The 20179-nt window shown below is 44.1% G+C and carries 19 protein-coding genes and 2 rRNA genes; 8 read left to right on the top strand and 13 right to left on the bottom strand.

Going from position 1 to position 20179, the window contains the following annotated elements; all coding sequences use genetic code 11:
* Both Q4519_RS02030 and rrf read left to right on the top strand, forming a co-directional pair.
* Positions 1–283, top strand: a 23S ribosomal RNA gene (locus Q4519_RS02030); the annotation flags it as partial.
* A 122-nt stretch (positions 284–405) separates the two neighbouring features.
* A 5S ribosomal RNA gene (gene rrf / locus Q4519_RS02025) occupies positions 406–521 on the top strand.
* Positions 522–649: 128 nt separating this feature from the next.
* On the opposite strand, the gene Q4519_RS02020 is transcribed toward rrf, so the two are convergent.
* Entirely contained in the window at positions 650–1201 is a 552-nt protein-coding gene (locus Q4519_RS02020; protein ID WP_232801538.1) for a DUF4124 domain-containing protein, read from the bottom strand.
* A gap of 55 nt (positions 1202–1256) precedes the next feature.
* Here Q4519_RS02020 and Q4519_RS02015 point away from each other — a divergent pair, with 55 nt between their 5' ends.
* Positions 1257–1499 (top strand): DUF3624 domain-containing protein, encoded by a 243-nt coding sequence (locus Q4519_RS02015; protein ID WP_232801537.1) that lies wholly within the window; start codon positions 1257–1259, stop codon positions 1497–1499.
* Here Q4519_RS02015 and Q4519_RS02010 read toward each other — a convergent pair.
* Genes Q4519_RS02010 through Q4519_RS02000 form a run of 3 tightly spaced genes read right to left on the bottom strand, consistent with a single transcriptional unit; the run spans position 1496 to position 4685 of the window.
* Positions 1496–2608, bottom strand: a complete 1113-nt coding sequence (locus tag Q4519_RS02010) for an anhydro-N-acetylmuramic acid kinase (RefSeq protein ID WP_303508937.1) — start codon at positions 2606–2608, stop codon at positions 1496–1498. The genes Q4519_RS02015 and Q4519_RS02010 overlap by 4 nt on opposite strands.
* The gene (locus Q4519_RS02005) at positions 2608–3231 is read right to left on the bottom strand and encodes a response regulator transcription factor (RefSeq protein ID WP_232801535.1); all 624 of its coding nucleotides are present in this window, start codon (positions 3229–3231) and stop codon (positions 2608–2610) included. The genes Q4519_RS02010 and Q4519_RS02005 overlap by 1 nt, the downstream gene beginning before the upstream one ends.
* Positions 3231–4685, bottom strand: coding sequence for an ATP-binding protein (locus Q4519_RS02000; protein ID WP_303508934.1), 1455 nt, complete (start codon positions 4683–4685; stop codon positions 3231–3233). Before Q4519_RS02000 ends, Q4519_RS02005 begins: the two co-directional genes overlap by 1 nt.
* A 101-nt stretch (positions 4686–4786) precedes the next feature.
* Here Q4519_RS02000 and Q4519_RS01995 point away from each other — a divergent pair, with 101 nt between their 5' ends.
* Together Q4519_RS01995 and Q4519_RS01990 are read left to right on the top strand one after the other, a co-directional pair.
* The gene (locus tag Q4519_RS01995) at positions 4787–5143 is read left to right on the top strand and encodes a hypothetical protein (protein ID WP_232801533.1); all 357 of its coding nucleotides are present in this window, start codon (positions 4787–4789) and stop codon (positions 5141–5143) included.
* Between the two features lie 91 nt (positions 5144–5234).
* Positions 5235–6890 (top strand): DUF2813 domain-containing protein, encoded by a 1656-nt coding sequence (locus Q4519_RS01990; RefSeq protein ID WP_303508931.1) that lies wholly within the window; start codon positions 5235–5237, stop codon positions 6888–6890.
* Positions 6891–6927: 37 nt separating this feature from the next.
* Here the strand turns inward: Q4519_RS01990 and Q4519_RS01985 are convergent, their stop codons facing one another.
* Positions 6928–7347 (bottom strand): META domain-containing protein, encoded by a 420-nt coding sequence (locus Q4519_RS01985; protein ID WP_303508929.1) that lies wholly within the window; start codon positions 7345–7347, stop codon positions 6928–6930.
* 97 nt (positions 7348–7444) lie between these two features.
* The gene (locus Q4519_RS01980; RefSeq protein ID WP_232801530.1) at positions 7445–8338 is read right to left on the bottom strand and encodes a patatin-like phospholipase family protein; all 894 of its coding nucleotides are present in this window, start codon (positions 8336–8338) and stop codon (positions 7445–7447) included.
* Positions 8339–8448: 110 nt separating this feature from the next.
* Between Q4519_RS01980 and Q4519_RS01975 the strand changes: the two genes are divergently transcribed.
* Entirely contained in the window at positions 8449–9204 is a 756-nt protein-coding gene (locus tag Q4519_RS01975; RefSeq protein ID WP_303508926.1) for a S1C family serine protease, read from the top strand.
* A 124-nt stretch (positions 9205–9328) separates the two neighbouring features.
* Here the strand turns inward: Q4519_RS01975 and hslU are convergent, their stop codons facing one another.
* The 5 genes from hslU to priA all read right to left on the bottom strand — a co-directional run bounded on the left by hslU (position 9329) and on the right by priA (position 16013).
* Positions 9329–10663: an HslU--HslV peptidase ATPase subunit gene (gene hslU / locus Q4519_RS01970; protein WP_232801528.1), complete on the bottom strand. Its 1335-nt coding sequence runs from the start codon at positions 10661–10663 to the stop codon at positions 9329–9331.
* A gap of 42 nt (positions 10664–10705) precedes the next feature.
* Positions 10706–11230 (bottom strand): ATP-dependent protease subunit HslV, encoded by a 525-nt coding sequence (gene hslV, locus Q4519_RS01965; RefSeq protein ID WP_232801527.1) that lies wholly within the window; start codon positions 11228–11230, stop codon positions 10706–10708.
* A gap of 140 nt (positions 11231–11370) precedes the next feature.
* On the bottom strand, positions 11371–11949 hold the full coding sequence (locus Q4519_RS01960; RefSeq protein WP_232801526.1) for an SPOR domain-containing protein: 579 nt from the start codon (positions 11947–11949) through the stop codon (positions 11371–11373).
* Positions 11949–13697, bottom strand: coding sequence for an arginine--tRNA ligase (argS, locus tag Q4519_RS01955; protein WP_303508921.1), 1749 nt, complete (start codon positions 13695–13697; stop codon positions 11949–11951). The genes Q4519_RS01960 and argS overlap by 1 nt, the downstream gene beginning before the upstream one ends.
* Before the next feature lie 120 nt (positions 13698–13817).
* Positions 13818–16013 carry a primosomal protein N' gene (priA, locus tag Q4519_RS01950; RefSeq protein ID WP_303508919.1) on the bottom strand — a complete coding sequence of 732 codons (2196 nt, stop codon included), beginning with the start codon at positions 16011–16013 and terminating at the stop codon, positions 13818–13820.
* Positions 16014–16224: 211 nt separating this feature from the next.
* Here priA and rpmE point away from each other — a divergent pair, with 211 nt between their 5' ends.
* Together rpmE and Q4519_RS01940 are read left to right on the top strand one after the other, a co-directional pair.
* Positions 16225–16437 (top strand): 50S ribosomal protein L31, encoded by a 213-nt coding sequence (rpmE, locus tag Q4519_RS01945; protein ID WP_232801523.1) that lies wholly within the window; start codon positions 16225–16227, stop codon positions 16435–16437.
* 212 nt (positions 16438–16649) lie between these two features.
* Positions 16650–17891: a malic enzyme-like NAD(P)-binding protein gene (locus tag Q4519_RS01940; RefSeq protein ID WP_233052501.1), complete on the top strand. Its 1242-nt coding sequence runs from the start codon at positions 16650–16652 to the stop codon at positions 17889–17891.
* Positions 17892–17971: 80 nt separating this feature from the next.
* Here Q4519_RS01940 and Q4519_RS01935 read toward each other — a convergent pair whose 3' ends face one another.
* Positions 17972–18592 (bottom strand): DUF1566 domain-containing protein, encoded by a 621-nt coding sequence (locus tag Q4519_RS01935; RefSeq protein WP_303508914.1) that lies wholly within the window; start codon positions 18590–18592, stop codon positions 17972–17974.
* 17 nt (positions 18593–18609) lie between these two features.
* On the bottom strand, positions 18610–20049 hold the full coding sequence (locus Q4519_RS01930; protein WP_303508911.1) for a DUF1566 domain-containing protein: 1440 nt from the start codon (positions 20047–20049) through the stop codon (positions 18610–18612).
* Positions 20050–20179: the final 130 nt, after the last annotated feature.

Here is a 20179-nt window from a genome sequence, read left to right as displayed (position 1 = left end):
TGGGCGTTTGAGAATTGAGATGGGCTGCTCCTAGTACGAGAGGACCGGAGTGGACGAACCGCTGGTGTTCGGGTTGTCATGCCAATAGCATTGCCCGGTAGCTAAGTTCGGAATCGATAACCGCTGAAAGCATCTAAGCGGGAAGCGAGCATCAAGATGAGTTCTCACTGACCCCTTGAGGGTCCTAAAGGGCCGTTGGAGACTACAACGTTGATAGGCAGGGTGTGTAAGTGCTGTAAGGCATTGAGCTAACCTGTACTAATGACCCGTGAGGCTTAACCATACAACACCTAAGCGGTGTTGTGCCAGATAAGTACGAAAGTACAAAGCAACAAGAATACTTGTGAACAAAGTAAAACAGATTTGCTGAAGAACAACCTATCGCTTTCCAGATTACAATTTATGCTTGGCGGCAATAGCGCTGTGGAACCACCTGAATCCATGCCGAACTCAGAAGTGAAACGCAGCAGCGCCGATGGTAGTGTGGGGTTTCCCCATGTGAGAGTAGGACACCGCCAAGCGCCAAATAAGCTCATAGTGAGCAGTAGAAGCCCGATTCGAAAGAGTCGGGCTTTTTTACGTTTGAAGAAAAAACTCACATCAAACAAAAAACCTCTCGAAAGTGGTTTATCGTTAGTTGGATGATTTTTTAGAAGCGTGATAGGTGTAAATGTTCATCTTCAATAATAATATTCATCTTATTATTGTCTAGTTGAAGAACCTGGGCATCGATATCTCGATTGTTATAGCTTTCAGATTTTTTTCCACGTCGCGTGATCACTTTCTTGTTAACCTTTAATTGCAAAAAGCCTTCTTCGTAATGCCAAGTACCAATAAGATCGACGGCATTTTTAGGGTCATTTAGGGATTGGTAGCTAAATTGTTTATTTGGTTTAAGGATCAATGTTGATTTTCTAATTGATTCTGTCCCAGTAATCCAGTTTCCTGAAATTAAATTATTGGACTTATTATCTGAAATAATAGTTGTAGCTGTTGAGTTATTTTTCGAGTTTGTTATTGGTGGTAAATCTTTCACCGGCGGTGGCGCGACAAACTTGACTTGCTTGGCGTCAACATTCTTTGGCTTATCTTGAGAAAAATGAGCTACACCATTATCATCAACCCAAGTATAAACTTTCTCAGCTTGGGCGCCGCCACTTAAGCAGGCGAGTAATATCCATAGGTTGTGATTCAATTTCATGCCTTGATTCTTTCCTTGAAAATAATTAATTCAATAATAGGATAAAGTTTTTCTTATGAGTTGTCAGCGTTGTAATGACTGGTTTTTAAAGAAGTTAGGCCGATGTCATGCCTGTATGGTACAAACTGCGTTGATATTTTTGTTAAGTTTCGCGACTTGGCTATGGCTTGATGACAAACGTTCTGTTGAAGCCATTGCTGCCACATTTTTTGCTGTGGCAGGAGGAGGGTTATTTATTCTACACATCGTTATTTGGTTGATAACCAAAGGCAAAGGATTAACCATTAAAGATGGTTAAGGCTGATAAACTGCTCCTAAGCACACTTTTTTTTGTGCGCCTGTGACTATGGGGAGATTTCCTGGCTTACCTTCAATTCTTTGTTTCGCTAGCCATGCAAAAGCAATTGCTTCGACAAAGTCTGGGTCAATATTAACTGCTTGAGTTGAGTGAACTACATGCTCAGGTAACAATGTCTTCAAGGTGTTGATGAGAGCGGTGTTATGTACTCCACCACCACATATCAATAGCTCTTTTGCTTTTTCAAAACGTTTAACTTGTTCTGCCACTGAGTGCGCAGTTAGCATTAATAATGTTTGCTGAATATCCTCACTTCTATATTCAGGCTTTAGCTGTAACTTTAACCAAGCTAGATTAAACAACTCTCGGCCCGTGCTCTTAGGTGGTTCAATATTGAAATAGGGTTCAGCTAAAAATGTATCAAGTAATTCCGGTATGATATTCCCAGATGCGGCCCAATCCCCACCACTGTCATATTCTTGCTTAAGTTGTGTTGATATCCAGGCATTTAGTAGCATATTACCGGGGCCTGTATCGTAGCCAAGAGTCGGTTCGTTTGGGAGTAAAACCGTCAGATTAGCAATGCCGCCAATATTAAGCACTATTCGCCCTTGCTTAGGGTGACTAAATAATGCTTGATGAAAGGCGGGCACTAGTGGCGCACCTTGGCCACCATAGGCCATATCCATTCGTCTAAAGTCTGCTACCGTGACTACATCTGTTATTGCCGCGATCAGGTTAGCATCACCAATTTGCATGGTAAATGGATGTTCAGAGTCTGGTTGGTGATAAACGGTCTGGCCGTGGCTGCCAATGGCTTTAATGTCATTTGAGGACAACCCGGCTTCTTGTAGAGCTTGATTGACGCAATTACCGTGAAACAGACCGATTTTATGGTCAAGCTGGCCAAGTTGCGCCAAGGTTAATGATTGCCCTTGGCATATTCCTAAAATATCTTCTTTCATCCAGGTGGGAATAGGAAAGGTTTTGCCATAAAGGGAGTTCACCTTTTGGTCGCTAAAATCAACGATGCAGATATCAAGTCCATCCAAACTGGTACCAGACATAAGACCTATGTAATATTGCTGACTAGTAATTGAGCTAGGCATTATTCATCATCTTGCAATTCGCCGGCGGCCATTAACATCCGCATTAACTGTGCTAAGCTTCGAGCTTTCATTTTACTCATGATGCGCGAGCGATGAATTTCCACCGTTCCTTGGGCAATATTTAAATCGATAGCTATCACTTTATTCGCATGTCCTTGTGCGACTAATTGCATGATCTCTCGCTCGCGTTTTGTGAGTGATTCGATACGCTCTTGGATCTCATGTCGCTTAGTTAAATCTATGCGTTGCTCTTTGTCTTGAGCAATGGCTTTGGTGATTTTTTCTAGGAGCTCAAATTCACGGAATGGCTTTTCCATGAAATCAAATGCACCATTCTGCATTGCCTCCACGGCCATAGCGATATCACCGTGTCCGGTGATGAAAATAATGGGCAGCATCGCATTAAGCTCATTAAGCTTTTCTTGCACTACCATGCCAGACATGCCTGGCATGCGTATATCTAATAAGATACAACCATGTCGCTCTTCAAACTGTTCCAGAAACTCAGCGCCAGTGGCGAAGCTTTTATATTCATGACCGACACTGGCGACCATCATTTCAAGCATCTCTCTAATCGATTCATCATCATCGATGATATATATAATTGGGCAATCTTGGCTCATTAGAGTGAAATTTCCTTGTTTTGGCTTGTGGGTAGTTGAATAGTGAAGCAAGCACCTTGATTGGGCTTACTCGTTACCGTTATCTGACCGCCATGAGCTTCAATAATACTGTGGCAAATAGATAAACCTACACCCATGCCGCTCTCTTTGGTACTTATAAATGGTTTGAATAAGTTTTGCATGACTTTGTCAGCAAGTCCTGGGCCGTTATCAGCAATGTGAAGCAACGCCATATTTTCTTTAACCTCTTGGCTGATAATAATATGGCCATCTGTTTGCTGGCTTAGGGCTTCAATAGCATTACGAATCAAGTTAATAAGTACTTGTTCAAGTTGCACTTTGTCGACTTCAACTTGGGCTGATTCGGTTATGGGTTGATAGCTTACCTGAACTTGATTTTTGCTCGCCATGTCTTGCAGCATGGCAATAGACTCCAGAACCAATGGGCAAATGTTATAGCAACCTCGTTGAGGGGTTCTATCACGTACAAATTCTCTTGTTCGCCTAATGATCTCTGATGCTCTAATGGCTTCACTGGATACCTTTTCCAATGTTTTCTCAACCATTTCATGGTTTATTTTGTCTTGGCTGACTAAGCGTTTACAAATATCTGCAAAGCCAGTAATGCTGGCGAGGGGTTGGTTGAGTTCATGGGCGAGAGAAGTCGCCATTTCGCCCATAGTAAATACGCGATCTAGCTGTGCGAGTTGTTGATTTTGATTGATAATTTTTTCTTGTAGTTCCGCCTTTTCTTGGCTGGCTATCAAGCGGGCATGGTGTGCGTCATGGATCCTTTGTTGCATCGCATTAATGGCTTCGGCTAATTTATCCATGTCGTCTGGAAGATGCTTTGTTGGACGACCTAGCTCTATACTGGTCAGTGATTGTTCAGGGTCTATCTTATCTAAACTTGAAACAATACGGAGTAAATGCCTACCGATTAAACGTTCAATCAGAAACAACATAAACATCACCACGCCAAATGTCTTAATCGCATTAAACAATAATGTCAGAGCCGCAGAGTTAATTAATTGCTGATAAATACTGTGTAAGTCTGCTGTTACTGTAAGGGTACCCAGTTCGCGTCGCTTGCCCTTTTGTTCATGAATAATCGGGAATACGTATGTCTTGGTCCAATCATGCTCTAAAGAGCCAGAATGAAAAGTTTGACCGTCCTTTAATTCTAAATAGGTCTGCTCAATATAAGGCTGGCTAAGCACGCCCTCTAACTGCAGCTGAATAAGCTTATTATCGTAGTCCCACACACTTTCACTTAAGCTATTAAGCAGTGAGTTTTGAATGATTTTTTCTGACTGGCTAAGCTGATCTATATCGCGAGCATACTGAGTATAAAGATGAAAGCTGGTGAGTAATAGCGTGATAATCGAACTACAAAGTACGGTGCCAACAATAAGTTTCTTAGCTAACACGCTGTCTCTATAGTATTTTTTCAAGTTAATGATCCTATTGTGGTATGGGTTATCCCTAATTTTTTGAACCAGCTCCCCTCGTTAAAATACCTGCATCACTTAATAATGAAGTTTCGATATCAACCATGAATCTAGGTTTGCTTGGTTACCAGCATCTGCCTGATGAATTCTCCCATTGGTTAGAGCAATCAAAAATACAGATTAGACATTATAAAACGGCAGACGACTTTCTACTAGACGAACAAAATGCTCAGTTGTCTATGTTGCTATCAACTTATCACTTAGGCGGTAAATCCATCATCGATCTATTAAGAAAAAATCAGGGATTGAAACATAATATCAACGTGGTGGTTACTGAATGTCAAGGGGTCAATGAGGCAGTCCAAGTGATGCAAGCGGGAGCTAAAGTTGCTTTACCAGGTAAAGTTCAAAGTACTAAGCTGATTTCATTGGTTAATCAATATGGTATCGAGCGACCTTAAGTCTTTCGTATCGCAGATTCTGATTTAAAGTGTTACGGTCGAGGGCATTTTCAGCTATAAGAAACATATAAAATACTGAATTGAGGTGCGCTTGCTCAAACATATTGAAATTGTTGGTTTCAGAGGGATTGCACGTCTGTCGCTCGACTTGTCACAAACCCGCGTGTTAATTGGCGAGAATGCATGGGGTAAATCCAGTTTATTGGATGTTTTAAGTTTACTTTTAAACAGCGCCCAGCGCTTATACAAGTTTCACTTAGAAGATTTTCATATTTCTCCTGAAACGGAGTTTCTTAGCCGGCAAATTACCATTGTCCTTACCTTTGAAGAAACTTGCATTGGTCAGCATCAACGGGCTCGTTTTCGTTCAATCGCTCCTCTTTGGATTGGGGGGGGGAAATATAAGAAACGTATTTATTATCAGATTGAAGGGATACTCGATCCCGACAATCAAGTTTCAACCCAGCGAAATTTTCTGAATAGCCAAGGTGAAATTTTACCCCTTGATAATGTGAATGAGCTCGCTAAACAGCTCATGTCGTTTTACCCCGTGCTGCGCATCAGTCAAGAATCCAGTCTACAGCCTTGGATGGTAGATTTACCTGAAACTTCAGAGCGGGTTCAGTCAGAAATGATGATTGAAAAAACAGTACTAAGGTTACACTCCTCTTCGCAACAATTGCCCGAACGTGAATTAAAGCAAGCCGTGATGGCGACTCGTTTTCTATTTGAGCATTATCTTACGCCACGTTTTACGTATGCGGAGCGCCCCACTCAGCCGAGAAAAGTGCGGGAAATGGGACTTAAACCGATCTCTTTTCGCGCTATAGATGATTTTAGTGAGTTATTAAAGGTGACCGCGGGTAAGCACAATCGGGCTGCACTACTGGTGATGTTAGGGGCTTTTTTACGTGCCCGAGGCCCTAGTTTATTGCGCCGAGGTAGCAGCCCAATTTTGTTATTGGAAGATCCAGAAGCCCGCCTTCATCCTATTAACTTACTGACCAGTTGGGCTTTTCTTGAGCAATTACCGGTGCAAAAGTTGGTTACTACTAATTCATCTGATTTGCTCGGTACGTTTAAGCTCAATGATATTGTGCGATTAGTGCGTAATGTTGATAAAACACATGTTTATATTCTTAATGAAAATCACTTTCTCAGTGATGATTTTCGACGCATTGCTTTTCACGTCCGTATTAATCGCCCGGCTAGTTTGTTAGCACGTTGCTGGCTGCTCGTTGAGGGGGAAACAGAGTTATGGTTGCTGACTGAGCTTGCGCGTGTTTGTGGCTATAGCTTTGCTGCTGAAGGTGTGCGCATTGTTGAATTTGCACAGTGCGGTTTAGCGCCATTAATTAAGGTGGCAAAAGATTTTGGTATTGAATGGCATTTGTTAACCGATGGTGATGATGCGGGTAAAAAATACAGTAGCCAGGCAAAGGCTTTATTGGAGCAAGAAGGGCTCCGTGAACGGCTGACCTTTTTACCGGACAAAGACATTGAGCACTTCCTATTTAATAATGGCTTTAGTGACGTTTATTTACGTCAAGCCAAATTAAAAGCCAGTGATCTGGATAAATTGGGCATCACCAAAGTGATAGATAAAGCGATAGGGCGCTCTTCTAAGCCTCGTTTGGCGCTAGCGATAGCAGAAGTTGTTGAGTTAAATGGCCCTGAGTCGGTGCCTTTGTTATTACGTCGTATGTTAAATCGTTTGATTGCGATGGCGAGAAGCCAAGCAGGCTAGGTTTGCCAAACCTTGAGCCTGCAGGTCGAAACATGGGTTATTCTGCTTGCTGATAAACAAGGGTGTGCTCTGCGCCTTGTAAAATAAGTGTATTTTTATCTAATGTTACAGCACTCCAATCGCTGAGTGTTGCTGTTATGTCTTGCTCTATCTCATCCAGTGGTGGTGGACACATCATCATCGTCATGCCCATTTTTTCAATACGTAATTGACCGTCTTGCCATTGGGCCTGACCAAAGAAGTTGTTACAGCCCGCCACGCCAGTTGCTTTGAGGGTGCTATCAATATGGATTTTCGGCAACTTATTCCCCATTGGAGTAACCGCTTGATTGTCAACACTGACTAGTTGCCATTGCTTATTCACTACATCAGCGGTGGTTACTTTCGTGGCTTGGGTATTAGCGCATGCCGTTAATAGCAGTCCTGCGACAGAGAGGCTTACTAGACGTAATTTCATTTATTGCTCCAAAATTCATTTCTGTAAATACAAATATTTCAACACGGTAAGCCTGTATGATGGCTGAACCAAGTGCAATTATGATTATTGTTTTACCTTAAATGGTGTAGGGAATATTATTTGAATCAAGGCCATGGTTTAGTTTTCCTGCTTCTTGCCAAACTTTTATCGGTACGACACTGAGCGCAGTTTCATAGCCAATAGCATAAAGTTTGGTTTTATCTTCCATCGACATACGAAAGTCGACCGGAGAAGTATTACCCGTGTTGACTACTATAGTGCGATGCCAAAACTTTTCATTCACATACTCGCGCGAAATGGTGGTCATAAAGGTGCGTATCAAGAGTGAGATATAGGATGCCAATGGGAAAATTTTATTGGTATTAATTGGTTGGTTATCACCATCGCCGCGCAATCGAAAGCAAATCACAGGCGTGCCATTGTCATCCCAATCTTGATGTAGGGCATCTTCAGACAAAATACTGCCATCGACCATTAGGTGGTTTTCATAAGGTTTAAAAGCAAATATCAGTGGAATAGACATCGAGAACCTAACTGCACGAGACACCTTTTCATTCGGCGTATTAATGGCATCAAATACCACAGGTGTGCCCGAGCGAACATCGGTTGCGACCACATGCAGCTTGATCGGCAGATCTTTAAAGCATTTTCCTTGCAGCTTTTCATCTAACCAAGCCTCAAACTTGTCGCCAGAACAAAGGCCACCATTTCTCAGCAAACTAAGAATAGAAAAACCTTTAAATTGTTCAAAGTCGGTTTCAAGAGCAATTTTCTTGATTGCTGTTAGTGAAAGGCCACTGGCGTAGAGTGAGCTGATAATACTGCCACCCGATACTCCGACGAGATGATCAAAGCGCACATTAAGATCGGTTAATGCTTGAAGTATCCCGATATGAGCGGGCAAGCGTGTACCGCCACCGGCAAAGATAGGCACAAGATAATGTTGATCGCGTAGCTTTGGTTGTTCCATGTGCATAATACTCCTGATACTGCATGATAAAAGTATGGAGTAAATTTCAATTCTTGCTCAGGGCAATCAACTAAACTTAGTCTATTATGTTGGGTAAGCGGGTTATTAGGATGAACATTTTTATCAATGGTAGGCTACTTTTGGCTTTGGTTTTAGCTTGCTATAGTGCGTTTTCTTGGGCAGGTCTTGTCACTACCATTGCCAAAATTAAACCTTCTATTGTGGCTGTCGGTAGCTATCATCCTACTGGTAGTCCGCGTTCGGTGTTTAGTGGTACAGGATTTGTTGTCGGTGACGGATCTCTAGTGGTGACCAACTATCATGTCGTCCCGAGCGATCTCAATCCAACTAAGCGTGAACAACTGGTTATTTTTGTTGGCAAGGGCAGTCAACCTAAAGTTTATGATGCTAAGGTCATTGCCTCAGATCGAGTTCATGATTTAGCGGTGCTTAAAATTGAGGGGATCAAGCTAACGCCATTACGTTTAGGTAATGATAAAGCAATACAAGAAGGACAGAGCATAGCGTTTACTGGCTATCCCATTGGGGCAGTATTAGGGCTATATGCAGCGACACATACTGGGATTATTTCAGCTATTACCCCGATAGCAACGCCACAAATTAGCAGCGCGCAATTAACGCCACAAATGCTGAAGCAGCTGCGCAAGCCCTATCAGGTGTTTCAATTGGACGCGACGGCCTATCCTGGCAACAGTGGCAGCCCTGTATATAATACGGATACGGGGCAGGTGATCGGTGTGATTAACAAAGTGTTTATTCAAGGTTCGCGGGAGGCGGCGATCACTAACCCGAGTGGTATTTCTTACGCGATTCCAATTCGTTATGTCAAGGCGCTGTTGAAGTAGGGGCTGTGTTAATGCTGAATACCCCAGATTCTAGATAAATGAAATAATATGCTGTGGGCGGCTTAAACTGAGTTGGGGTTAACAAATAAGGCGGCAAAGCAGCCTTATTTGTTATGGTTGTTAGTTAGAGAATAAAGCGACTTAAGTCTTCGTTTTCAACTAGATCGTCTAGAGCATTAAATACGTAATCTTTATCGATTACGATACTGTCACCATCACGCTCTGAAGCTTCATACGATAAACTTTCCATTAAGCGTTCCATTACAGTATGTAAGCGACGAGCGCCGATGTTTTCGGTTTTTTCATTAACGCGCCAAGCGGCATCAGCAATGTGGTGAATACCTTCTTCGGTGAACTCTACTTTTACCCCCTCCGTTGCCATTAATGCAACATATTGCGCGGTTAGTGAGGCATGAGGCTCAGTTAAAATGCGGACAAAGTCATTTGCTTTCAAAGCCTCTAACTCAACACGAATCGGTAGTCGGCCTTGTAGCTCAGGAATTAAATCAGACGGTTTAGCCACTTGGAAAGCCCCAGAAGCAATAAACAGAATGTGGTCGGTGCGGATCATACCGTGTTTAGTGCTTACTGTTGAGCCTTCCACTAATGGTAATAAATCGCGCTGCACACCTTCACGTGATACATCTGGGCCAGAGCTTTCACCGCGCTTACAAATTTTGTCGATCTCGTCGATAAACACAATGCCGTTATTCTCGGCGGCATAAATCGCCTTTTCTTTTAGTTCTTCAGGATTAATCAGCTTAGCGGCTTCTTCTTCCACTAGCGCTTTTAATGCTTCTTTCACTTTAAGCTTACGCTTTTTAGTGGTGTTATTGCCTGATAGGTTTTGGAACATGCCTTGTAGCTGATTGGTCATTTCTTCCATGCCAGGAGGTGCCATGATCTCAACACCCACTTGTGGCGCGGTCACATCAATTTCAATTTCTTTATCGTCCAGTTGGCCTTCGCGTAATTTTTTACGGAATACTTGGCGTGCATGGCTATCTTCGGCCTTCTTGTCAGTTTCATCCCACGTGGTTTTAGCGGGCGGCAGCAAGGCATCTAGCACGCGCTCTTCAGCTTGCTCTTGCGCGCGAAATTTTACTTTTTCCATTTCTTGTTCGCGAGTGATCTTGAGTGCCACATCGGCTAAGTCGCGAATAATGGTTTCAACTTCTTTACCTACATAGCCCACTTCGGTGAACTTAGTGGCTTCAACCTTTATAAAGGGAGCGTTTGCTAATTTAGCCAAGCGACGAGCAATCTCGGTTTTACCCACACCGGTGGGGCCGATCATTAAAATATTCTTTGGTGTAACTTCTTGGCGGATATCCGCGTCTAATTGCATACGACGCCAGCGATTACGAAGAGCGATAGAAACGGCGCGCTTAGCTTTATCTTGACCAATAATATGAGCGTCTAGCTCACTCACAATTTCTCTTGGGGTCATTTCAGACATAATATTAATCCTGTCTAGGTGTCAGAGAGCTGACAAAATGGGTTAGTAATCCAGCACTTCAACGGTCTGGTTAGTATTAGTGAAGACGCAGATGTTACCAGCAATAGTAAGGGCTTTTTCTACAATCACATCAGCATCTAACTCGGTATTTTCTAATAAAGCAAGGGCCGCTGATTGTGCGAATGCGCCGCCCGAGCCAATCGCAATTAGGTCATGCTCAGGCTGCACCACGTCGCCATTACCGGTAATGATATAGGATTTGTCTTTATCGGCTACGGCTAGTAGGGCTTCTAACTTACGCAGCATGCGGTCGGTGCGCCAGTCTTTGGCTAGCTCTACCGCGGCGCGCTCTAAATGACCTTGGTGGGCTTGTAGTTTGGCTTCAAAACGTTCTAAAAGCGTGAATGCATCTGCAGTGCCACCGGCGAAGCCAGCCAGTACTTGGCCATTATATAAACGGTGAACTTTACGTGCGTTGCCTTTCATTACGGTATTACCAAGGGATACTTGGCCATCGCCACCTATTACAACTTTATTACCACGGCGAACTGAAACTATCGTAGTCACGGGATACCTCATCAGTATTCAAGCGCAAGTTAACTTGCAAGATAAAACTAAGATGGGGGAGAGGATCACGCTTTTCAAGCACGATGGCTGTTTTTCGGGCTAAAAAAACTAAACCTCACACAAGGTGAGGTTTGTTGGGGTTATTTTGGCAGGGGCCCTTGCCATTGCCAAATTTGACAGTTGCGAATTTTGGCCCGGGTAAGCTTATGAGAGTCGGTTTGCGCTAAGCGTTTGCGTTCATAGGGTCCTAAAACAACTTTATACCAGGTACCGCTGCTGCCTTCTGATTTCCGCACTCGACTTTCTAAACCTTGAAAAGCAATTTGTGCTTTCAATGATTCGGCTTGGTTGAGGGATCTAAATGAGCCACATTGCATTTGATAAGGAATAGCTGGTGGCGGATCGGCGGGCACATCAACCTCTACTTCTTTATTTTCTAGTTGTTCGATGTAATCCCATTTTTCTTTGGGTTTTTCTGGTAGCGGTTTTTCAGCTGGTGTTTTTGCTTTTGGAGCTGGCGTTGCAATCACTTCTATTATCTCTGCATTATCAGCCGAGCCACTAATAGTATAAAGAAAGTAGCCAAAACCTGATAAAGCGATTACAGCGATAACGATTGCCACGATAGGCAAGCGGCTCGTTGGCGCCGATTTTGCGGGACTACGCTTAGCGTTAGTTTTCCGTTTTTGCGGTTGATTGCGCACGTAGTCCCTTGCCATTACATACGCTCCAGCGTGTTAATGCCTAATAAACTTAAACCTTGTTTTAACGTTCTTGCAGTTAGCCAAGCCAATTTCAAACGGCTTTGCTTTTGTGCTTCAGTTTCTGCTTTCAGGATTGGACACGCTTCGTAGAAACTTGAGAATAAACCTGCGAGTTCGTATAGGTAGTTACACAGTAAATGCGGGTAACCTAAACGTGCAACGCTAGTGATCACCTCATTAAACTGCGCCAGCTTACTGGCTAGATCGAGCTCTTTTTCGTGCTCTAATAGGACACTGCCAGTTAGTTCACTTGCGTTCACCTCTGCTTTTTCAAACACACTAGCAACACGGGTGTAAGCGTATAGCAAGTAAGGGGCAGTGTTACCTTCAAAGCTAAGCATTTGGTCAAAGCTGAACATGTAATCACTGGTGCGATTTTTGGATAGATCGGCGTATTTCACCGAGGCGATCCCCACTACGTCAGCAATATTACGCAGATCTTGTTCAGCCATGTCTGGGTTTTTCGACTTCACCAAATCGTAAGCACGGTTTTGCGCTTCGGTCAGCAAATCAGCCAGTTTCGCTACTGTGCCCGAACGAGTTTTAAACGGCTTGCCGTCTTCGCCCATAACAGTACCAAATGGCATATGCTCTAAGCTGGTTGCTGGTTTTACAAAACCGGCGTTACGCGCGACGGTAAAGACTTGTTGGAAGTGTAAGCCTTGGCGCGCATCAACAAAGTACAATACACGGTCAGCATTGAGTTCGCGCTGACGGTAGCGCATCGCGGCTAAATCGGTGGTGGCATATAAAAAGCCGCCATCTTTCTTTTGAATGATGACTGGTAGCGGATCACCGTCTTTATTTTTGAATTCGTCAAGGAACACACATTTGGCGCCTTGGTCTTCTTTTAATAAGCCAGCTTGGTCTAAATCGGCGACTACTTGGTTAAGGTCGTCATTGTAAGCACTTTCACCACGTACATCTGCGCGGGTTAGGCTTACACCTAAACGGTCGTACGTTTCTTGACAGTGTGACAGGCTGACCTCGTTAAACTCGCGCCAAAGCTGGTTACAGTGCTCATCACCGCTTTGCAGCTCAACCACTAAGTTACGTGCACGGGTAGCGAATGCTTCTGATTCATCAAAACGTTGCTTGGCGGCGCGGTAAAACACCTCTAAATTAGATAGGTTTGAATTAATCTCTTGGCCTTTGGCTTGTAGCTCTTCCATGTAGGCTAGCAACATGCCAAATTGTGTGCCCCAGTCGCCAACGTGGTTTTGGCGTACTAGCTTATGGCCTTGGAATTCTAAAGTGCGCGTTACGGCATCGCCAATGATCGATGAACGCAAATGACCTACGTGCATCTCTTTGGCGAGGTTGGGCGATGAATAATCGACCACGATGGTTTGGGGATCAGCTATTGGCTCGATGCCTAAACGTGGGTCGATTAACGCAGCTTCAACTTGTTCAACCAGCCATAGCGGATTAAGAAAAAAGTTGATAAAACCCGGGCCAGCGATGTCGACTTTAGTCACTAAGCTAGACTCAGGTAAATTATCAATAATCAGTTGCGCCAGTTCACGTGGGTTTTTCCCTGCCGATTTTGACAACATCATGGCCAGGTTAGTGGCCAAATCACCGTGAGATTTATCTTTGGTTCGGTCTACTTGAACGCGTGGCTGTGCATCTGCAGGGATTATGCCTTGTTGCTTTAAGGATGCGACTGTTTGCTCGAGTAGTTGTTGAAGTTGCACTTTCATTCAGTATGACCGCCGATATATCTGAGACTATTAAAAATTGAGAGTCAGATTTTAACGTGTCTCGGCCATGAAAACCAGAACGGAAATGGGCTTAGCACGCCGATAACCTCGCCTAACGAACTAAATAAAATCAGTGGGGTCGATATCTAATGACCAGCGCACTTTAATGCCCGATTTTAATTTCTCAACTTGCTCCATACATGAGCTGAGCAGGCCGGCGATTAAGGCGCGATTGGGCGCTTGAATTAACAGTTGAAAGCGATATTTGCCAGCGCGACGCTCCATGATTGCTGGCATTGGGCCGATTAATTCTATTTGCTTATACTGCTCGGTATAGCCACTAAATATTTGCTTCACTTGTTGTAAGAATGTTTCCGGCATATTGGCGTAAGTCGCTTCGGCGCGAAACAAAGCTTGAAATGAAAAGGGCGGTAAGAGTGCATCTTGACGCTCGGAAAGGGCGCTGCGAGCAAAGTCTTGATAGCCATTATTCACTAGATCTTGCAGTAAATAATGATCGGGATGGTGGCTTTGCAAGACTACTTGGCCGGGTTTACTGGCGCGACCCGCTCGTCCTGCCACTTGAGTGAATAATTGCGCGAGTTTTTCTGCGGCGCGAAAATCAGAGCTAAACAGCGAGCTATCCACGTCTAAAATACCGACTAGGGTAACATCAGGAAAGTGATGGCCCTTGGCTAACATCTGCGTGCCGATGAGAATCTGATATTCGCCACTTTGAATGCCATCGAGGTAGTTTTCTAAACTGCCTTTGCGTCTGGTGCTATCACGATCAATTCGCACCGCTTTATATTGGCTAAATACTTCCGCTAAGGTTTCTTCAAGTTGCTCGGTGCCAACGCCTGCGCCAAGTAATTGCGTTGAGCCGCAATCTTCACATTGGTGCGGCACTGGGCGATGGCTATTGCAGTGGTGACAAATCATTGCATTATCACTTTGATGCCAAGTGTAAAAAGCATCGCAGCGCTGACATTTTGCCAGCCAACCACATTCATGGCATAGCAGGGCAGGGGCGTAGCCGCGACGATTTAAAAACAGCATCACTTGATTGCCTTGTTTGAGATGCTTATGCATTAACTCAATCAATTGCGGCGATAGGCCGGAATTTAATCGTACGTTTTTAATATCCTGTAAATAATGCCGGGCATGCTGGGCATTACCCGCCCGCTCTTTTAAGCTCAGGTGATGATATTTATTGCTTAAGGCGTTGTTTAAGCTCTCAAGGGAAGGGGTAGCAGAGCCGAGCACGATGGGAATTTGTTCGCGCATGGCGCGCATCACCGCTAAGTCGCGAGCGTGGTAACGAAAAAAATCTTGTTGTTTAAACGAGGTATCATGCTCTTCATCAATAATGATAATGCCGGGTTTCAGCATGGGGGTAAAAATGGCGCTACGAGTACCAATCACAATGGCGGCACTACCGGCGCGGCCGTGAAGCCAAGTATCAAGGCGCTCGCGATCGGTCAGCTCGGAATGCACCATAAAAATGGGCACATTAAAGCGCGCTTTAAAACGTGAAACCGTTTGTGGTGTCAGCCCTATCTCAGGCACCAGCACTAATGCTTGTTTGCCTTGTTTAAGCACATGCTCTATTAGGTTAAGGTAAACCTCGGTTTTACCACTGCCGGTGACTCCTTCTAACAAATAGCAGCCAAATGCCGATTTATTATTGATGGCGGCCACGGCGATGGCTTGTTCGGTATTGAGTTCAGGTTTTTGTTGCTGCAGGGCAAATTGCTCAGGCCAGTTATTTTGATACTGCGGTTGTTGAGTGATTTTCTCGGCAAAGTTCTTCTTCGCTAATGCATTGAGCGTGGCGGACGTGACGTCTGCTGCGGTGAGCTCTGCGCTGGTAAGAGGTTTACCCTTAAGCAAGGCCCATGCGGCTAATTGCTTTGGGCTGCGGCTAAAGTCTTGTTGTTTTGCCTTCTCTCCTGCAGCCGTGAGTTGCCATGCCGATAACGGTTTAAGGCTATCGGGCTCGCCTTGCTTTAATAAGGTAGGGATAGCTTGAGCAATAACGTCGCCAATGGGGTGATGATAGTAAGCACTGGCCCATTGAAATAATTGCAATAATTGCGGCGTGATGATTGGCGCATCATCCAAAATCCCACTCACCGCTTTGAGCTTGTTTAAATCAAACTCGCTGGTGGTCTTAACGTCAATGATTAAGCCTATTTTGTCGCCACTGCGAAACGGCACTTTAACTCGACAGCCTGTTTGGGTTTGTTGGCCTTCTGGCAGTAAATAGTCAAAGCTGCGACGCAGTGGAACGGGTAAGGCAATAGTACAAATCATGATTAACCAGCCTGAACAACATAAAGGCTTAGTGTAACGGTAAGCGGGATAAAATAAGAGTGTAAATATCGCAAAGCAATGCTTGCTCGTGTGTAACTGATGGATTATTATTCGCCCCCTAAAATTCGCGTGCACTAAATGCACTTTATCCATAACGTGTGGTATCTGAAAAATAGATCAGATGGCGACACGGCCTAAAGAGGTTATCCCTATGAAAGCTGGTATCCACCCAGAATACAAAGAAATTTCTGCAACTTGTTCTTGCGGCAACGTGATCAAAACTAAATCTACAGTTGGTAAAGATCTAACACTAGACGTGTGTGGTGCATGTCACCCATTCTACACTGGTACTCAACGTGTTGTTGATACTGGTGGCCGTGTTGACAAGTTCAAAAAACGTTTTGCAGTACTTGGCAAAAAATAAGCCTGCAAAAAGTTTGATTAAAGGCGCCGATGGCGCCTTTTTTTATGGCCAAAATTTATTTGGCTCGATTATTTTTTAACAATTGTTCACTATTTTAGCGTTTGCTTCACTCGGCATTGTTTTTGCTGGGAATTGGGTCAATACTTGACTATCATCACACTTTCTTCATCAAACTCTTTATTTTTTAAAAATAGGATATTGGACCTATCATCATGACAGATGCGCGCCAGCAAGCTCTTGATTACCACGCTTTGCCAACACCAGGCAAAATCAGTATTGAATTAACTAAGCCCGCTGAAACAGCAAAAGACCTCGCACTGGCTTATAGCCCAGGTGTGGCTGAGCCGGTAAAAGAAATTGCCATGAACCCAGATGAGGTTTATCGCTATACCGGCAAGGGCAATTTAGTGGCGGTAATCACTAACGGCAGTGCTATTTTGGGCTTAGGCAATTTAGGCCCCTTAGCTTCTAAACCAGTAATGGAAGGTAAGGCGCTATTGTTTAAGCGCTTTGCCGGTATCGACTCGATAGATATTGAAGTGAAGCATCGCACCGCAGAAGAGTTTGTGAATACCGTTGCTAATATTGCTGACACCTTTGGTGGTATCAATTTAGAAGATATTAAAGCACCTGAGTGTTTTGAGATTGAAAAAGCGCTGATCCAACGTTGCAGTATCCCAGTATTTCATGACGACCAACATGGCACGGCAATTGTAACTGCGGCGGGGATGATTAACGCGCTTGAAATTCAAGGCAAAGATATTTCGGAATCGACCATAGTGTGTATGGGCGCCGGCGCGGCTGCGATAGCTTGTATGGAATTACTGATTAAATGCGGCGCGGTGCGCGAAAAAATCTACATGCTTGATCGTAAAGGCGTGATCCACACTCGCCGTGAAGATCTCAACGAATATAAAAAACTATTTGCTAATAACACAGATAAACGCACCTTAGAAGACGTGATTGCGGATGCTGATGTGTTTGTGGGTGTATCGGGTCCAGATGTGCTACCTGCTGAGGCGGTGGCATTAATGGCGCCTAACCCGGTGATCTTTGCTTGTTCAAACCCTGATCCTGAAATTAAACCTGAGCTAGCCCACAGCGTACGTGATGATTTAATTATGGCAACAGGTCGCAGTGACTTTCCTAACCAAGTGAATAACGTGCTGTGCTTTCCTTTCATTTTCCGTGGTGCATTGGATGTGCGTGCTAAAGCCATCACCGATGAAATGAAAGTTGCCGCCGTCCATGCTATTCGCGAGCTAGCCAAAGAGCCAGTGCCGCAAGCGGTATTGGACGCCAGTGGTGTTTCTGAATTGAGCTTTGGCCGCGAATATATTATCCCTAAGCCGATGGATGCGAGGTTGTTACCTAAGGTCGCAAGAGCGGTAGCAGAAGCTGCTGTGGCGTCGGGTGTGGCGCAGATTGAATTGCCTGAAAATTATATGCTTTAAGTATTGTAAATCTGTATGTAACGAGGGGGATTTCTTTACCCCGTATTAAAAAAGCCCTTCGGTTGAAGGGCTTTGACGTTTTATTTAGCTTTACAGGCGTCGGTAACTGGCCACTCTCCGCAGCGAACTAGTCTAAGTGAGTATGATTCACGAGTCTGTCCTTCTGGACGAATTGGATTTTCTAGTCCCGTTCTAAAACTAATTATGCGTGATGTGATATGGTCATAATTACTACCGGCAACACTATCATCAGAGCCTTTATATGGCGTGCTTGAATAGTAATTAACAGGATAAGTATTAGGGAATATATCTTGATTAATTGATGGGTTGTAGCAACTTCTATCTACAATCGAGTCTAGCTCTTTGATATTGGGCATGCGCCAATCATTAACCGTCCAAGTTGGATTGGCATTTTCAGCTACCACAGCATCCAGCGCGTTCTTCCATGTTGGGAAAGACGTGGGGGCGTTCTTGCAGATTTCTCTACCGTTTTGATCTAAAGTCCATGTTTGACCAACGCTGCATAAAGACCAAACTAACCCGGTGCGCGTATCTTTGATTGTGCCATTATTCAATGAAACAAAATGCGCCGGCACATAGTCTTTTTTGATGCTGCTATTACAGTAAGTGTCCGCTGCAAAAGATGAGGCGCTTATTGCTGTTACACCTGCAAGCAGGAAGGTATTAATTAAATATTTCATCTGTTTTACTCCTCCTATTAAGGTGCCGGCGTTGGTTCAGCGCTAGGTGTTGGGTTGTTATTGACCAGTGATTTGTCATCTCGCCTGACTAGTAACATTTTATGTGCTTCCTGCTTACTACATATTTGAAGAGCGCCACTTGAAATATCAAAACAAAGCGCGCTAGCAGGTTGTTCCGCTGACGTAGTCGATGTCCAATAAGTGGCATCACCAGAGGTGGTAACACAGTCATTAGATGCACAGTCAAAAAATGTTGGGTCTAGGACATGGGCATTGACACCAGCATTACCGTAATTGAAGATACTTCTTAGTTGTTCAACAGTGGGTAGCGTCCAATCTTTAAAACCGCAAACGCCTTGAAAATTAGCTTCCTCAATATATTGCTCAGTTGAACAATATAACTCAAAGTCTCTGGGGCGCCTTTCGTATGCACAGCTTAAACTCGCAGGTTGATATCCTTCCTCATTTTTAAGCGCGCCGCCATTGATATCTCCCATTTTCCAGCCTGGAAAACCGCCATTTTGGTTAGCATCACTGTTAAGCCAAGCATACTTGAAATTAGATGCATGGAAATTATCTGGTGTTGCAGAAATTACAGTTTGCTTTGTTGGATCATTAGGGTCGGGGACAACTGATAAGTTATTTACTGCGGCTCTACGCTCCCAAACCATACCCGTTATTTCGTCTTTTACGCAGCGCCAATCTGTCGCATTTGCATTAAGTTCTTTTCCAGCAAAGTTCATTTTGCTGTATCTAAAGCCTGCTTGCCCTAAGTAATAAGGGTTACCAGCGCTACGCTCTGAGCCATCTTTATAGTAAGGCGCATCAGCCTTGGCATCATCGACGTTTACGACGTCAAAACCGCGGCTTGCATCTTGTCCTGGGTGTGAGGCTGGTTCAGTAGGCAGGTTGTAATCTGTTTCATCAGAATAGCTGGCCATGCCGGTGTCATTAAGACGTACATCGCCAGATATGATGAAGGTTTGGGTCGCTTCTTGACCTTCGTCGTTAGAGAAACGGATTTTTAGGGTGCGACCGCCTCTTGGCTGGGAAGATTGGTAAGTGGTTAAATTAAGTGTGGCAGTTTTAGACCCGGCAGAAAATATGAGTTCTTGTTTAGGATCAATATCGTAATCTTCCCCCATGACTGCGGTGCCAGTAATTTCCATACTATATTTCGCATCAAAAGAAGGAATTAAGTCCAACGTATATGGAAAAGGAATGGTATTGTTTTTTCTATCTAACTCTAACACTTCCCCTGGGATAGTAAGAGTAACTTTGTTACTTGGAGCATCTGATGGCGATACGGTTGGCTCCGTGCTAGGCCCTGGACTAGGCTCTGTACTTGGAGTTGTTCCACCATCACTACCGCCACCACTTAGATCGGTGCTGCCACCGCCGCCACAGGCACTTAAAAGTATTGCAGATGTTAAAATAGCTAATTTACGCCAACACATCATCTTCTCCCTCAATGTGTTAAAACGTGATGGTCACGTTTTTATAAAAAAAATAATATGGCAGCATGTTACCCACTAAATAAATATTTATAAAGAGATTCGGGTATGTGTACACTGATGAATTGGCAAT

This window comes from Motilimonas sp. 1_MG-2023, assembly GCF_030547455.1.
Classification (GTDB): domain Bacteria; phylum Pseudomonadota; class Gammaproteobacteria; order Enterobacterales; family CBDFNC01; genus Motilimonas.
This window is presented reverse-complemented; position numbering and strand designations above follow the sequence as displayed.

Bases quoted from the DNA above. Each gene is read 5' to 3' on its own strand.
- Q4519_RS02020 (WP_232801538.1), bottom strand. From the start codon at position 1,201: ATGAAATTGAATCACAACCTATGGATATTACTCGCCTGCTTAAGTGGC.
- Q4519_RS02015 (WP_232801537.1), top strand. From the start codon at position 1,257: ATGAGTTGTCAGCGTTGTAATGACTGGTTTTTAAAGAAGTTAGGCCGA.
- Q4519_RS02010 (WP_303508937.1), bottom strand. From the start codon at position 2,608: ATGCCTAGCTCAATTACTAGTCAGCAATATTACATAGGTCTTATGTCT.
- Q4519_RS02005 (WP_232801535.1), bottom strand. From the start codon at position 3,231: ATGAGCCAAGATTGCCCAATTATATATATCATCGATGATGATGAATCG.
- Q4519_RS01995 (WP_232801533.1), top strand. From the start codon at position 4,787: ATGAATCTAGGTTTGCTTGGTTACCAGCATCTGCCTGATGAATTCTCC.
- Q4519_RS01985 (WP_303508929.1), bottom strand. From the start codon at position 7,347: ATGAAATTACGTCTAGTAAGCCTCTCTGTCGCAGGACTGCTATTAACG.
- Q4519_RS01980 (WP_232801530.1), bottom strand. From the start codon at position 8,338: ATGGAACAACCAAAGCTACGCGATCAACATTATCTTGTGCCTATCTTT.
- Q4519_RS01975 (WP_303508926.1), top strand. From the start codon at position 8,449: ATGAACATTTTTATCAATGGTAGGCTACTTTTGGCTTTGGTTTTAGCT.
- hslU (WP_232801528.1), bottom strand. From the start codon at position 10,663: ATGTCTGAAATGACCCCAAGAGAAATTGTGAGTGAGCTAGACGCTCAT.
- Q4519_RS01960 (WP_232801526.1), bottom strand. From the start codon at position 11,949: ATGGCAAGGGACTACGTGCGCAATCAACCGCAAAAACGGAAAACTAAC.
- argS (WP_303508921.1), bottom strand. From the start codon at position 13,697: ATGAAAGTGCAACTTCAACAACTACTCGAGCAAACAGTCGCATCCTTA.
- priA (WP_303508919.1), bottom strand. From the start codon at position 16,013: ATGATTTGTACTATTGCCTTACCCGTTCCACTGCGTCGCAGCTTTGAC.
- rpmE (WP_232801523.1), top strand. From the start codon at position 16,225: ATGAAAGCTGGTATCCACCCAGAATACAAAGAAATTTCTGCAACTTGT.
- Q4519_RS01940 (WP_233052501.1), top strand. From the start codon at position 16,650: ATGACAGATGCGCGCCAGCAAGCTCTTGATTACCACGCTTTGCCAACA.
- Q4519_RS01935 (WP_303508914.1), bottom strand. From the start codon at position 18,592: ATGAAATATTTAATTAATACCTTCCTGCTTGCAGGTGTAACAGCAATA.
- Q4519_RS01930 (WP_303508911.1), bottom strand. From the start codon at position 20,049: ATGTGTTGGCGTAAATTAGCTATTTTAACATCTGCAATACTTTTAAGT.